Raw genomic sequence first — 12,732 nt, 5'->3', positions numbered from 1 at the left:
GCCGCAGGACCACGACCGCGGCCGGCACGCCCTTGTACCGGGCCGGCAGCACCGCGCTCAGCGCGACCTGCGGCCCGGCCCCGACCGAGTGGCCGTCCTTCAGCGCGACGGCCGACCCGCCGACCCCGTCGGGGTAGCTGCGGTTCGGCCAGTCGACCGCGGGTACCGGCCCCTGCGGGGCGGTCAGGGCGCCGTCCGCCGTGCCGCCGCGCGCTGCGGCCGGAAGCGGTGTGGTCGAGGCTTGCGGGACGACGTCCACCGACGACCCCGGCACCGAAAGCAACCCGCCGCCGCCACCACCGCCCGCACCGGCAGCCGCGCTCGCGACCGCCCCGGTCGGCGGCTTCAGGCCCTGGTTGCCGCGGTCCTCGCACCCCTGCGCCGCCGCGATGGCCAGTGCCACCCCGAGGGTCACCGTGACGAAGACCACCAGCCGCTGTCGCAGCAGCCGCTGCCGCGCCGTGCCGGGCCGCCCGCCGGGGGCGGGGGTGTGCTGCCGGTCCCGGGGGCGGGCCCGGTCGCGGGGGCCGGGACGGTACGGGGGCGGAGTCTGTGGGCGGTCCGCGCGCAGCGGGCGGGTCACGGGCGTCGGCTCGGGCCGGGGGAGCGGTGCGCCCGCCCCCGGCGGACGCCGCCCGCCGGCCCCGGAAACCTGCGCACCGGGACGGCCCGCCGCCGCCCGGGCCCGGGCCGCGGCGGGCGGTTCGGGCGAGCGCCCGGGAGCCGGGACGCCCTGCCGGGCGCCGTCCTGCGGCGCGGGCGCGGGTGCCCCCCGCCCGGGCCGGGCCGTGCGGGCTGCGCCGCCGGCGGCCGCGGCGGCCGTTCCGCGCGCGGCCAGCTCGCTGAGCCGCTCGTGCAGCGCGGCCGCGCCGGGCCGTTCGGCGGGCTCCTTGGCCAGGCAGGCACGGATCAGCGGCGCGAGCTGCGGCGGTACGGCCGACAGGTCGGGCTCCTCGTGGACGACCCGGTACAGCATCACCTCGGAGGAGGCTCCCGAGCCGAACGGGGTGTCCCCGGTGAGCGCGTACGCGAGGGTGGCCCCGAAGGCGAAGACGTCGGTGGCCGGTGTGACGGCGGCTCCGCGTACCTGCTCGGGCGCGAGGAAGCCGGGGGAGCCGACCGCCGTGCCGACGTGGGTGAGCGTGCTGGCGCCGCGCGACCACGCGATGCCGAAGTCGATGATCCGCGGGCCCTTCGGCGAGAGCAGGATGTTGGAGGGCTTGAGGTCCCGGTGGACCACACCGGCCTCGTGCACCTTGACCAGCCCGTCGGCGAGCGCGGCCCCGATCCGGGCGGCCTCGGGCCAGTTCAGCGGGCCCTCGTCGCCGACCCGCTTGTAGAGCGAGGGCCCGGGCACGTACGCGGTGGCCAGCCACGGCCGGTCGGCTTCGATGTCGGAGCCGACCACGCGGGCGGTGCAGCCGCCCCGGATGCGGGAGGCGGCGGCGATCTCGCGGGCGAAGCGGGTGCGGAACTCCACGTCCTCGGCGAGTTCGGCGCGGATCAGCTTGAGGGCGACGCGCTGCCCGCGGCGGTCGGAGCCGAGGTAGACCACACCCATCCCGCCGGCGCCCAGTCGCCGGTGCAGGCGGTACGGCCCGACGATGCGGGGGTCCTCACGCCTCAGCCGCATCATCGCCATGTTTCCGTTCCCCGTCAGCCTGTGGGTGAGGCCCCGTCGGTTGGGCCATCGTCAGTTCCTGTCTGGCACAGCTTACGGACTGCCTGCTGCGGTGTGCTGATACGCAACACCTCAAGCCGCCGTGCGATTGTCTGATCTTGCGTGGACGTGCAGGTCACAGGGGTGCCGGATCGCCTCTCGGGGTTGCCCCTCAGGGTTCCCCCGGGGGTCGGGTCAACCTTCCCTCCCCCTGCGGTAGTAGGCCTCAAGTCCGAGCGTCATCCTCCGGGACGTCCGAGGAACAGTACGACGGCATGACGTCCGGAGGGGCCCCCGACCAATAGCGTTGAGCCCAGCGGTGGACGGGAAGCTCGTCCCCCGAGGTAAGCCGTTCACCGCGCCAACTCGACCGGATCAGGAGCAAGGGCATGGCACCGCAGCTCACGGGAAACCCCCGCCGCCGTCGGCCGGCCTTCGTCCAGTCCCGGTCCGCCACCGAGCAGCCCACCCGGCACCCTGCGGTGGCACTGGCCATGGCCCTGCCGTGCGCCGTGCTCCTGGTGCTGCTCTTCGGCGGGTGGGACCAGATGGCGAACCAGGCCCAGGCCGTCGCCGATCTGATCGGCCGCTGAGAAGGACGCCGCCCCCTGAGGGGCGGACACAGAACGGGCACCGGTCCCCTGGGGACGGGGAGCGGTGCCGCCGGGGAGGCCGCGGCCGCTGTGACTCGCGGACGGGCGAGAGCGGTGCGCAGAGCGCCCCGGCAGGCGGAGATGCCGCGTACGGACGTCGGTGAGGGCGTCCGTACGCGGCTCTTCTCTTGTCCGGCCACCGTCGAAGTGCTGCGGAGCAACCGAAGTGCTGCGGAGCAACCGCAGAGCAGATGGACAACGCAGAAGGCCGGAGCCGCGACCCTGGTGGATCGCGGCTCCGGCCGTTACTGTGCGCGATACTGGGATTGAACCAGTGACCCCTACCGTGTCAAGGTAGTGCTCTCCCGCTGAGCTAATCGCGCCTGGTGAGGCGGTCCTGCAGCAGACCCCGGAGGATCCGACGTGCGCGATACTGGGATTGAACCAGTGACCCCTACCGTGTCAAGGTAGTGCTCTCCCGCTGAGCTAATCGCGCCTGGTGAGGCAGTGGTGCAGCAGGCCTCGAAGGGCCCGTTACTGTGCGCGATACTGGGATTGAACCAGTGACCCCTACCGTGTCAAGGTAGTGCTCTCCCGCTGAGCTAATCGCGCGGGGAGGGCTCCCGGTGGAACCGGGAGATCCTCTTGGAGGTGGAGACGGGATTTGAACCCGTGTACACGGCTTTGCAGGCCGTTGCCTCGCCTCTCGGCCACTCCACCAGGCAACACATGAAGAACGATCTTACACTGTTCTCCATCGAGCGGACGACGAGATTCGAACTCGCGACCCTCACCTTGGCAAGGTGATGCTCTACCAACTGAGCCACGTCCGCCTGTCTCCCAGGACCTTCGCCGTTCTTCCCGGCTGCGCTCCCTGGCGACGTGTTGAACTCTAGCGGATTCCCGGGCCAGCTAAAAATCCGTTCTCGCAGCGTGCCGAGGGCGTGCCCGCCGAGTGCCGTCCCGTCAGCCTGTGCCGGCGCCCACCGGCCGCCACCTGCGGCGCTCCCGGACGATCATCCGCAGGCCATCCGACGCACACCCGCGCGACGCCCGGAGCTGCTCGAAAGCAGCACGAGCCCCGGCTCGCGCGCCCCGTCGCACAGGGGGCGCACCAGGGTCGGCTGCGCGCCCCCCGACCTACACTTCAGACACCGCCGCCCAGCACACCGCGCAGGAGAACCGTGTCCGGCCACCCCGACCCCAGCACCCCGCTCGCCCGCTTCGGCGGCCGCCTGGCCACCGGACTGCGCGACGTCACCTCGGACCCGGCCGCCCTCGACTCCGCCGGCTACTGGGCCGTCGCCTACGACTTCGAGGGGCGGCTCACCTGCGCCCGCTTCGACCGGGTCCTGCCCGCCCCCGCCCCGCCCTCCGGCGCCGGCTGGCGCGGCCCGGACGCCGGCAGCTGGCACAGCTCCCTGGACCGCACCGCCTACACCGCGGGCGTGCGCCGCATCCGCGAGCACATCGCCGCCGGCGAGGTCTACCAGGCCAACCTCTGCCGGGTGATGTCCGCGCCACTGCCCGACCCGGACCTCAGCGACATCGACGCCCTCACCGGCCTCCTCGCCCACGGCAACCCCGCCCCCTACGCCGGCACCATCCGGCTGCCCGAGCACGGGGTCGAGATCGCCACGGCCTCGCCCGAGCTCTACCTGCGCCGCACCGGCCGCACCGTCTCCTCCGGCCCGATCAAGGGCACCGGCCGCACCGAGGACGACCTCCTCGACAAGGACCACGCCGAGAACGTGATGATCGTGGACCTGGTCCGCAACGACCTCGGCCGCGTCTGCGACACCGGCAGCGTCACCGTCCCCGACCTCTGCGCCGTCGAGAAGCACCCCGGTCTGGTCCACCTGGTCTCGACCGTCGAGGGCACCCTGCGCGAGGACGCCGGCTGGCCCGGACTCCTCGCCGCCACCTTCCCGCCCGGCTCCGTCACCGGGGCCCCCAAGTCCAGCGCCCTGCGGATCATCGAGTCCCTGGAGACCGCTCCGCGCGGCCCGTACTGCGGCGCCGTCGGCTGGGTCGACGCCGACCGCGGCGAGGGCGAACTCGCCGTCGGCATCCGCACCTTCTGGCTCGACCGGACCGACCCCGGCACCCCGGTCCTGCACTTCGGCACCGGCGCCGGCATCACCTGGGGCTCCGACCCCGACCGCGAGTGGGCGGAAACCGAACTCAAGGCCGCCCGCCTGGTCGCGATAGCGTCGGGAAGCGAACCCGATCCGACCGGGGCATGAGCCACACCGCCCACCGCTGAGGAGCAGCCCTCGATGCACAACCGCACCACGAGCTGGGTCAACGGCACCCTCGTCGACTCCGCCGACGCCACCGTCTCCGTCTTCGACCACGGCCTCACCACCGGCGACGGCGTCTTCGAGACCCTGAAGACCGTCGACGGCAGGGCCTTCGCGGTCACCCGCCACCTCGACCGGCTCACCCGCTCCGCCCGCGGCCTAGGCCTGCCCGACCCCGACCACGACCTGGTCCGCGAGGCCTGCGCCCAGGTGCTCGCCGCCAACCCCGCGCCGCTCGGCCGCCTGCGCGTGACCTACACCGGCGGCCAGGCCCCGCTCGGCTCCGAGCGCGGCACCACCGGCCCGAGCCTCGTCGTCGCCCTCGGTGCCATCAACCGCCGCCCCGACGAGACCGCCGTCGCCGTCGTCCCCTGGCGCCGCAACGAGCACAGCGCCGTCGCCGGCCTCAAGACCACCTCGTACGCGGAGAACGTCGTCGCCCTGGCCGCCGCCCACCGCGTCGGCGCCTCCGAGGCCCTGTTCGCCAACACCGCCGGCCGGCTCTGCGAGGGCACCGGCTCCAACGTCTTCGTGGTCATCGGCGGCCGCCTGCTCACGCCCGCCCTCGCCTCCGGCTGCCTGGCCGGCATCACCCGGCGGCTCGTCGTCGACTGGTGCGGCGCGGAGGAGGCGGACCTCCCGCTCGACGCCCTCCAGGACGCCGAGGAGGTCTTCCTGACCTCCACCACCCGCGACGTCCAGGCCGTCACCCGCGTCGACGACCGCGAACTGTCCGGCATCGGCCCCGTCACCGCCAAGGCCATGTCCGTCTTCGCCGAGCGCAGCGGCGACGACCTCGACCCCTGATCCCGCCTCCGGGCCGCGGAACCCGGCCGCGTGGACGGCCCCCGTGGATAACCTCCCGAGCAAGGGGAAGGGACCACCACATGACCACCACGCTGCGCCCCGAGGGCCCGGAGACACCCACCGCGGCCGGCGGCCGCACCAGACGCTGGCGGATCCTGGCGAACGGCCACCCGGTCGGCGCGCTGCGCACCACCGCCACTCCGCACGGCGGCCGACTCTGGGGCGAGATATCGGAGTTGGAGGTCACCGAAGGGCGCGGCCGGGGCCGTGGGACGTTCGGCGGGCTGGCCGCCGAGGAGGTGCTGCGCCACTGGGACTGCGTCCGGGTGGACGTCAGGATCCCCGAACCGGCGCCCGTGGCGCGGGCCCTCGCCGCCACCCTCGGCTACACCGAGCGGATGCGGACCCTGACCAAGCACCTCGACGCAGCCCCCGCCCTGCCCACCGGACTGACCGTGCGCCCGATCGAGGCCGCGGTGCTCCCGGGCTGGCTCGACGGGGGAGCGGAGCGCTTCGCCCGCGCACTCGTGGCCTCCGGCCTCACCGAGGAGCAGGCCCGAGCCAAGTCCGGCGACGCCCGGCCGAACCTGCTCCCGCAGGGCGTCGAGACCCCGGGCGCCGTCCTGCGCAGCCTCCACGGCGCCGACGGCGGCCCGGAGCCGTACGGCTCGATCTGGGTGGCGCTCCACCTGCGCGACCTGCCGGACGGCGAACCGCTGGCCTGGGTGATGGTCGTCGAGGTGTCCCCGGCCCACCGGGGCCGCGGTCACGGCCGCACCCTGATGCTGCTCGCCGAGCGGGAGTGCCTGGCCGCCGGGGTGCGCAACCTCGGGCTCAACGTCTTCGCCGACAACGAGGTCGCCGTCCGGCTCTACGACTCGCTCGGCTACGGCGTCACCGAACGCCTCTACGGCAAAGCGCTCTGACGTGCCGTCAGGAAGCGTGCGCCGCCTCGATGACGGCCACGATCCGCTCGCGCAGCCCGTCCTGGCTCTGCCCGCCGTCCAGGCGCAGGCCGCCGATCACGTACGTCGGCGTGCCCGTGACCCCGATCGCCTTCCCCTCGGCCTGGTCGGCGTCGACGGTCAGCATGTGCCGACCGTCGACCAGCGCGGTGTCGACCTCCTCGACGTCCGCCCCGACCTCGCGGGCGACGTCCAGCAGCACCTGCTGCCCCCGCGCGTCCAGCTCCTCGACCCGGGCCAGCAGCGCCTCCACGAACGGCCAGCCCAGCCCCTGCGCGAACGCCTCCTCGGCCGCCTCGGCGGCCGCGTAGGCGTGCTTGTGCTTCTCCAGCGGGAAGTGCCGCAGCTCCACGGGCAGGGCGTCGCCGTACTGCGCGCGCAGCGCCCGTACGTCGTCCAGCGCGGTGCGGCAGTCCGGGCACTGGAGGTCGCACCAGAACTCAAGGCGGGGGAGGGAACCATCGATCATTCCCCCAGTGTTCCACTAGTGGGCGCCCGCCCCGGCCGGTGGTGCGCCCGAGGGCGGACCGACAGGGAGGCACCGATGACCAGGACGATCGGACGCGAAGGGGTGGCCCCGTGCTGAGCGCGGCGATCAGCTTCATGCTCACGGCGGGCGGCGTGGCCGTCGCGGGCCTGCGGGCCTACAAGCGGCGCTTCCTGTCCGCGACCCGCTGGTTCGCGGTCGCCCTGGTGCCCGCCGGGCTGTACCTGACCGGGCTGTTCCCGCTGGCGAGCACGATCGGCCGGGCGTTCACCGACTGGGCGGCGAAGCTGGTCTTCGACCCCCGGGTGTGGACCGGCGTCGTACTGCTCGCCGTCTCCGTGGTCCTGCTGGTCACCACCCGCTGGGTGGGCCGCCGGGGCGCCGTCGAGGCGCCGCAGGAGCGCCCCGCGGCCGCCGGACCGGCGCCCGAGCGTCCGGCGGTGGCACCGGCCCCCAAGGCGCCGAAGAAGCCGGCCGGGGGCAAGCGCGACGACGGCCTCGGCGACTTCGCCGACATCGAGGAGATCCTCCGCAAGCGCGGCATCTGACCGCCGGAGCCGGACACGGGGCCCGTACGGGGGAGTCCCGCGGCGCCGCACGGGCCCGTGGATCAGGACGAGGGGACGGCCTCGGCCGAGCGCTGCCGGGCCCGGTAGGCGGCGACGTGCAGCCGGTTGCCGCAGGTGCGGCTGTCGCAGTAGCGCCGGGAGCGGTTCCGGGAGAGGTCCACGAAGACCCGGGCGCAGTCCGGCGCCTCGCACCGGCGCAGCCGCTCGCGCTCGCCGGCCATGAGGATGAAGGCCAGCGCCATGCCCAGCTCGGCCGCCAGGTGGTCGCCGAGCGCGGCGTGCGGCGCGAAGTAGTGGATGTGCCAGTCGTGGCCGTCGTGGTCGGTCAGCCGGGGCGTCGTCCCGGCGGCCGCGACGATGGCGTTGACCAGTTCGGCGGCCTCCGCGGTGGACTCCGTCCCGAACACCTCGCGCAGTCGGGTCCGCAGCTCGTGCACCCGGCGCAGGTCGTCCTCGGTCAGCGAGTCGATCTCGCTGATCTCCTGGCGGACCACGAAGGCGTCGAGCGCGGCGACGTCCGGCAGCCGCTCGGCGCCGCACACCTCGGGTGCGGTGTTGAGCAGCTCCACGAGGATGCTCAGCGCGCACTCGGTGTCATGGGTGATCAGCACGTTGGGGGCTCCTCGCGCAGGGGACTCCGATACCCCGCGTCCACGGTTACCCCAGACCATACCGGGCCTTGTGCCAGAAGGGCGGCGCCTTCTTTCGAAGGCGTGTACGGATCCCGTCAGAGCGTCCGAAACCGGGCGTCGCCCGCCGATCCGGACCCCGGGTGGACGTTCGAAGCCCGTCTCCGTGTGCGACCCCGGGAAGACGTCGACGCCCGGCACCGAGGCCGGCCACCCGAACGGGGTGGCCGGCCTCGGTGCCGGGCGCCTGCGGTGCTGCGGGCCCGCTCCGGTGGGAACGGGCCGTCCACCGGCCCCGAGACCGCGTCGTGCGCGGCTGAGTGCGCTGCCGTGCCCCCGAGTAGGACGGCTGCGATGACGGCAGGGGGATCGACCCCGCCGACGGCGGGGCGTGACCTCCTCCGGTCGGGGTCAGCTTTCGGCGAGGATGTGGGACAGCTCCCGGTCGAGGTCGAAGTGACGGTGTTCGGTGCCGGGCGGCACCGCGGCGTCCGTCCGCTTGAGGAACGACTCAAGCGCCCGGGCCGGGGCCTCCAGCAGGGCTTCTCCTTCCGGAGAGCTCAGCGCGATGCAGACCACCCCTTGCCCGTGACTGCGCGACGGCCACACCCGGACGTCGCCGGTACCGGTGGGTCGGTGCAGCCCCTCCGCGAGGAGATCTCGGGCGAACACCCACTCCACGGTCTCGTCGGCGCCCGTGTGGAACGTGGCGTGCACGGCGTAGGGGTCGGCGGTGTCGTAGCGCAGGCCCGCGGGGACGGGCAGTGAGGACTCGCTGGACACGATGAGGCGCAGGTGCAGCTCGCAGCTGACCGTGGTGTTCATAAGCGCCATGGCCTTTCGCTCAGTGTGCGCTCGGGGAATCGCACGTCGGCGAACGGACCATCCCACCCCCAAGACCGATGTAAACCCCTCTGTCCCGATTCGGGCGCGAGTCGTACCCCTGACGGCGCATTGCGGAATCGCCCCGGAGCGGCCGGGCCCGGCATTACCGAGGCACTTCTTGGTTAGTTTCCTGGCATGACTGTGCGAAACGACAAGACGGCCGGGAACACGAGAACGGGTGAAGCGATCACGCCGGATGACGGACCCCCCGACGGGGGCCGGGCGGTCGGCTCCCGGGCCCCGGCCTTCGTGCGCCGCTCCCGCGCGCTGCACCGGGCCTGGCAGGTGGCGATCTTCCTGGCCGGCCTGGCCGTGGTCGGGCTGGGCGTGGTGCTGCTGCCGCTGCCCGGGCCGGGCTGGGTGGTGATCTTCCTGGGCATGGGGATCTGGGCCACCGAGTTCGTCTGGGCCCGGCTGGTCCTGCGCTGGACCCGCCGCAAGGTCGCCGAGGCGGCCCACCGGGCCATGGACCCGCGGGTGCGCCGGCGCAACCTGACGATCACCGCCGTCGTGCTGGCCGCCGTCGTCGGGGCGGGCGGCTGGTACCTCGCCCGGTACGGCCTGGTCGTCCCCTGGCAGCTGGACGGGAGGTGAGCTGCCCGGGTCCGGGGCGGGGTGCAGGGAGGGTGTTCGGACCACCCCCCGGGATGCGGTAATGTTTTCTCTGCACCCGGGCGATTAGCTCAGCGGGAGAGCACTTCGTTCACACCGAAGGGGTCACTGGTTCGATCCCAGTATCGCCCACCGGAATGCATTGTGATATGTGAGGCCCAGCCGATTATCGGCTGGGCCTCACATGTTTTTCCGGAATCCCTTCGAGGAGTCCGGTAATCGACTGAGGCACAGTCACCTTCCGCGCGGAGCGCGAGTTCTGCGGATGCGTCGGCGCACCTCGGAAGGGCGAGTTGTACGACGACCTCCGAATGGTGCTACAGTTCATCTCGTTGCCCGGGCGATTAGCTCAGCGGGAGAGCACTTCGTTCACACCGAAGGGGTCACTGGTTCGATCCCAGTATCGCCCACCGGACAGCACGCAGGCCCTGACCAGGAAACCGGTCAGGGCCTGCGGCGCGTTCCGGCTCCGGTGCGCCGGGCCGCCCGCTACGCCGCCGCCTCGCAGCCGTGCTCCGGCTCCAGCCGCCGCCCGCAGCCGCACCGGGCCGGCCGCAACGGCCAGGACGGGTCCACCCGCTCCGCGACCCCCGAGCGGTCGAACCAGCCCTGCAGCCCGCGCGCCTGCGCCGCGTGCCAGACCGCCTGCCGCAGGTGCAGCTCCGCCGCCGTCAGCCCGCCGACCGCCGCCGGGTAGCGGGCACCTATGCACCGGGTCAGGCCCAGCGCCGCCGTCGCGTCCGCCGCCGCGTCGTGCGCCCCGGCCAGCTCCACGCCGTAGTGCGCGCACAGGTCGGTCAGCGTCCGGCGGCCCTTGCGATAGCGGTCCACGTGCTTGTCCAGCACCCGTGGATCCAGCACCAGCAGCCCGGCCGCCGCCAGGCCGCCGACCAGCGTCAGCCCGTGATGGCGGCGCAACTCGCGGTCCAGCAGCGTCAGGTCGTACGGCGCGTTCATCACCACCACCGGGTGCCCGGCCCGGGCCTCGGCCGCCAGCGCGCGGGTGACCTCCGCCACCACCGCGCGGGCCGGGCGGCCGTGCAGCCGGACGTGCTCGTCGGTGATGCCGTGCACCGCGCGGGCGCCGTCCGGGATCGGGACGCCCGGGTCGGCGAGCCACGTGGTGGTCCGCACCGGTGCGCCCGGGGCGAGTTGGACGACCAGGGCGGCCGAGACGATCCGGTCGTTCTCCACGTCCACGCCGGTGGTCTCGGTGTCGAAGGAGGCGAGTGGGCCGGTGTACCAGTGCTGCTGCATGACTGCCCCTCAGGCGTGCGTTCCGCGCCCGGTTGATACCCGGTTCTGACGGACCTTCAACCCGTTTGGCCCAGGCCGGACCGGGGATCCTGCCCATGACTGTCCCGTTCGAATCGACCGGCCCGTTCGAATGCCGGACGGGCCCGCAGCCGGGGGAGGCCACGGGGCGATGGCACTGACACAGCCGCAGCCCGAGGAGGCGGCGGCCGTCCTGCGGGGGAACCTCGCGGTCACCGCCTGCATGGAGACGCTGCAGGTCGGCTACCTGCACGCGGTCGCCGCCGCGGCCGGCTGCTCGCTCTCCCAGCCATTCCCGGACAACGGCATCGACTGGCAGGTCAACCACGGCTCCCGGGCGCACCAGGTGGACGACGAGGTCACCATCAAGATCCAGCTCAAGGCCACCCAGCAGATCGCGCCCGACCCGGCCGGGCGCTTCTTCAGCTTCACCCTGGACAACGACCACCTGCGCAAGCTCGCCCGGTCCCGGGTCGCCGTCCCCCGGATCCTGGTCGTGATGCTGCTGCCGAGCCGGGTCGACCACTGGCTGCGGGCCCGCCCGGACGCCCTGGAGCTGCGGCACTGCTGCTACTGGGTCAACCTGGCCGGCCACCCCGTCACCGGACAGCGGCGCACCAACGTCCGGGTGCCCACCGACAAGGTCTTCGACGACCGCGCGCTCTGCGACATCATGGCCCGGGTCGGCGCGGGCGGCAGCCCGTGACCGCCCGGCCCCGGCAGCGAGGAGCCGACCCCATGACACCGCCGCACGGACCGGGCGAGCCGCCCCTGCCCGACCCGGCCACCGTCGACCCCGCGGTGCTGACCACCCTGCTCGCCCGGCACGGCTGGATCCGCCGCGGTGGCCCGGCCGCCCGGTACGGCCGCTGGACCCCGCCCGACGGCGAGCCCGGCACCAGCCTCCTCGTCCCGGCCGCGGACGGCTTCGACGACGCCGTCGAACTCCTCACCGACGCCGTCACCGCACTCTCCCGCTCCCGCGCGCCCTCGGCCCGCTCGATCCTGCTCGCCCTCGCCGTCCCCGGCGATGAACTGCGCTGGCGCCGCGAAGCGCCCGGCCCCGCCGGGGCCACCCCCTGGGACGACGCCGAGCGGCTCCGCCGGGCGGCCCGCGGGATGCTCGCCGCCGGGGCCAAGGCCGCCCGCGCCAGGGCCGCCTACTTCGGCGCCCGGCTGGACGGCCCCGCCGCGGACTTCCTGGACCGCGTCCTAGTGGTCGAACACGGTGCCGCGCTCACCGCGTACACCCCCGCCCCCGAGGGCCGCGCCGCCGTCACCACGCTGGTGCGCGCCCTGGAGGCACTGCGCGACGCCGTCGACTACCGCCGGGTCAGCGGCGGGCCCGAGGCCTTCGAGAACGCCGTCCGGGCCGGCGTCAGCCGGGAGCTCGTCCAGTCCGTCGGGGAACTCATCCGCGGCACGACGGCGGCTCGGCTCACCGTCGCCTGGTCACCCGCCGCCGGAACGCCGGGCGGCTTCGGCGACCGCCGGATCGACCTCGACTTCTCACCCGGAGACCTGCCCGCCCTGACCGAGGCCGCCGACCTGCTGGAACGGATCGAGCCCGCCGTCGCCGTCACCGTCGTCGGCGTCGTCACCCGGCTCAAGCGCGCCGACCCGGCCGGCCCCGGCTCGGTACGGCTGCGCGTCCTCACCGGCGCCGAGGTCCGCGAACTCAGGCTCCGGCTGCCCGACCCCGACTACCGGCTCGCCGCCGAGGCCCACCTCGCGGGCCTGCCCGTCCGGGTCTCCGGCCGGCTGGAGCGGCACGGCGGTTTCCGCCGACTGACCCGCCCGCACGGACTGGAACCGTGCGGCTGGGAGGAAGGGGACCGCGAGCGCCTGCTGAAGTCGCTCGGGGAGAAGGCGGACGGAGGGGGAGAAGGGGCGTAGGTGGACGGCGGGGGCGGCGCTCTCGGTACCATCGTCACGCGCAGCGCTGTG

Annotated in this window: 12 protein-coding genes, 7 tRNA genes and 1 pseudogene; 10 read left to right on the top strand and 10 right to left on the bottom strand. The window is 73.9% G+C overall.

Going from position 1 to position 12,732, the window contains the following annotated elements:
- Positions 1-367: 367 nt before the first annotated feature.
- Positions 368-1,642 (bottom strand): annotated as a pseudogene (locus ACIRST_RS06540) (protein kinase); the annotation flags it as partial.
- A 407-nt stretch (positions 1,643-2,049) separates the two neighbouring features.
- Between ACIRST_RS06540 and ACIRST_RS06535 the strand changes: the two are divergent.
- Positions 2,050-2,253 carry a hypothetical protein gene (locus ACIRST_RS06535; RefSeq protein ID WP_350521290.1) on the top strand — a complete coding sequence of 68 codons (204 nt, stop codon included), beginning with the start codon at positions 2,050-2,052 and terminating at the stop codon, positions 2,251-2,253.
- A 311-nt stretch (positions 2,254-2,564) separates the two neighbouring features.
- On the opposite strand, the gene ACIRST_RS06530 is transcribed toward ACIRST_RS06535, so the two are convergent.
- The 5 genes from ACIRST_RS06530 to ACIRST_RS06510 all read right to left on the bottom strand — a co-directional run bounded on the left by ACIRST_RS06530 (position 2,565) and on the right by ACIRST_RS06510 (position 3,086).
- Positions 2,565-2,636 (bottom strand) — tRNA-Val (locus tag ACIRST_RS06530).
- A gap of 41 nt (positions 2,637-2,677) precedes the next feature.
- Positions 2,678-2,749, bottom strand: a tRNA-Val gene (locus tag ACIRST_RS06525).
- 44 nt (positions 2,750-2,793) lie between these two features.
- Positions 2,794-2,865 (bottom strand) — tRNA-Val (locus ACIRST_RS06520).
- Positions 2,866-2,899: 34 nt separating this feature from the next.
- Positions 2,900-2,973, bottom strand: a tRNA-Cys gene (locus ACIRST_RS06515).
- Between the two features lie 40 nt (positions 2,974-3,013).
- Positions 3,014-3,086: transfer RNA gene (locus tag ACIRST_RS06510), tRNA-Gly, on the bottom strand.
- A 351-nt stretch (positions 3,087-3,437) separates the two neighbouring features.
- Here ACIRST_RS06510 and ACIRST_RS06505 point away from each other — a divergent pair.
- The 3 genes from ACIRST_RS06505 (at position 3,438) to ACIRST_RS06495 (ending at position 6,289) form a co-directional block, all read left to right on the top strand.
- On the top strand, positions 3,438-4,499 hold the full coding sequence (locus ACIRST_RS06505; protein ID WP_402800507.1) for a chorismate-binding protein: 1,062 nt from the start codon (positions 3,438-3,440) through the stop codon (positions 4,497-4,499).
- A gap of 33 nt (positions 4,500-4,532) precedes the next feature.
- Complete coding sequence (locus tag ACIRST_RS06500; protein WP_402800504.1) at positions 4,533-5,363, top strand: aminotransferase class IV; 831 nt, start codon at positions 4,533-4,535, stop codon at positions 5,361-5,363.
- A gap of 80 nt (positions 5,364-5,443) precedes the next feature.
- Positions 5,444-6,289, top strand: a complete 846-nt coding sequence (locus tag ACIRST_RS06495) for a GNAT family N-acetyltransferase (RefSeq protein WP_350521287.1) — start codon at positions 5,444-5,446, stop codon at positions 6,287-6,289.
- Between the two features lie 7 nt (positions 6,290-6,296).
- On the opposite strand, the gene ACIRST_RS06490 is transcribed toward ACIRST_RS06495, so the two are convergent.
- Positions 6,297-6,797, bottom strand: a complete 501-nt coding sequence (locus tag ACIRST_RS06490; RefSeq protein WP_402800501.1) for a DsbA family protein — start codon at positions 6,795-6,797, stop codon at positions 6,297-6,299.
- A gap of 110 nt (positions 6,798-6,907) precedes the next feature.
- On the opposite strand from ACIRST_RS06490, the gene ACIRST_RS06485 reads away from it, so the two are divergent.
- Positions 6,908-7,363, top strand: a complete 456-nt coding sequence (locus ACIRST_RS06485; RefSeq protein WP_350521285.1) for a hypothetical protein — start codon at positions 6,908-6,910, stop codon at positions 7,361-7,363.
- Between the two features lie 62 nt (positions 7,364-7,425).
- On the opposite strand, the gene ACIRST_RS06480 is transcribed toward ACIRST_RS06485, so the two are convergent.
- Both ACIRST_RS06480 and ACIRST_RS06475 read right to left on the bottom strand, forming a co-directional pair.
- Complete coding sequence (locus ACIRST_RS06480) at positions 7,426-7,995, bottom strand: CGNR zinc finger domain-containing protein (protein WP_350521284.1); 570 nt, start codon at positions 7,993-7,995, stop codon at positions 7,426-7,428.
- A gap of 429 nt (positions 7,996-8,424) precedes the next feature.
- Positions 8,425-8,838 carry an SsgA family sporulation/cell division regulator gene (locus ACIRST_RS06475; protein WP_030056266.1) on the bottom strand — a complete coding sequence of 138 codons (414 nt, stop codon included), beginning with the start codon at positions 8,836-8,838 and terminating at the stop codon, positions 8,425-8,427.
- Between the two features lie 195 nt (positions 8,839-9,033).
- Here ACIRST_RS06475 and ACIRST_RS06470 point away from each other — a divergent pair, with 195 nt between their 5' ends.
- From ACIRST_RS06470 to ACIRST_RS06460, 3 genes are all read left to right on the top strand, one after another.
- Positions 9,034-9,492, top strand: coding sequence for a TIGR02611 family protein (locus ACIRST_RS06470; protein WP_402800498.1), 459 nt, complete (start codon positions 9,034-9,036; stop codon positions 9,490-9,492).
- 78 nt (positions 9,493-9,570) lie between these two features.
- A tRNA-Val gene (locus ACIRST_RS06465) sits at positions 9,571-9,642 on the top strand.
- Between the two features lie 206 nt (positions 9,643-9,848).
- A tRNA-Val gene (locus ACIRST_RS06460) sits at positions 9,849-9,920 on the top strand.
- A 79-nt stretch (positions 9,921-9,999) separates the two neighbouring features.
- On the opposite strand, the gene ACIRST_RS06455 is transcribed toward ACIRST_RS06460, so the two are convergent.
- Positions 10,000-10,767, bottom strand: coding sequence for an exonuclease domain-containing protein (locus tag ACIRST_RS06455; RefSeq protein ID WP_350521282.1), 768 nt, complete (start codon positions 10,765-10,767; stop codon positions 10,000-10,002).
- A gap of 169 nt (positions 10,768-10,936) precedes the next feature.
- Here ACIRST_RS06455 and ACIRST_RS06450 point away from each other — a divergent pair, with 169 nt between their 5' ends.
- Together ACIRST_RS06450 and ACIRST_RS06445 are read left to right on the top strand one after the other, a co-directional pair.
- Positions 10,937-11,491, top strand: coding sequence for a DUF4365 domain-containing protein (locus tag ACIRST_RS06450; RefSeq protein ID WP_350521281.1), 555 nt, complete (start codon positions 10,937-10,939; stop codon positions 11,489-11,491).
- A 32-nt stretch (positions 11,492-11,523) separates the two neighbouring features.
- The gene (locus ACIRST_RS06445) at positions 11,524-12,681 is read left to right on the top strand and encodes a hypothetical protein (RefSeq protein ID WP_402800496.1); all 1,158 of its coding nucleotides are present in this window, start codon (positions 11,524-11,526) and stop codon (positions 12,679-12,681) included.
- Positions 12,682-12,732 lie beyond the last annotated feature (51 nt).

Origin of the sequence: Kitasatospora sp. NPDC101447 (genome assembly GCF_044767225.1) — a bacterium.
In the GTDB taxonomy this organism is placed as follows: domain Bacteria; phylum Actinomycetota; class Actinomycetes; order Streptomycetales; family Streptomycetaceae; genus Kitasatospora.
Note: the sequence above shows the minus strand (reverse complement) of the source record. Positions and strands in the feature narration are given on the sequence as shown.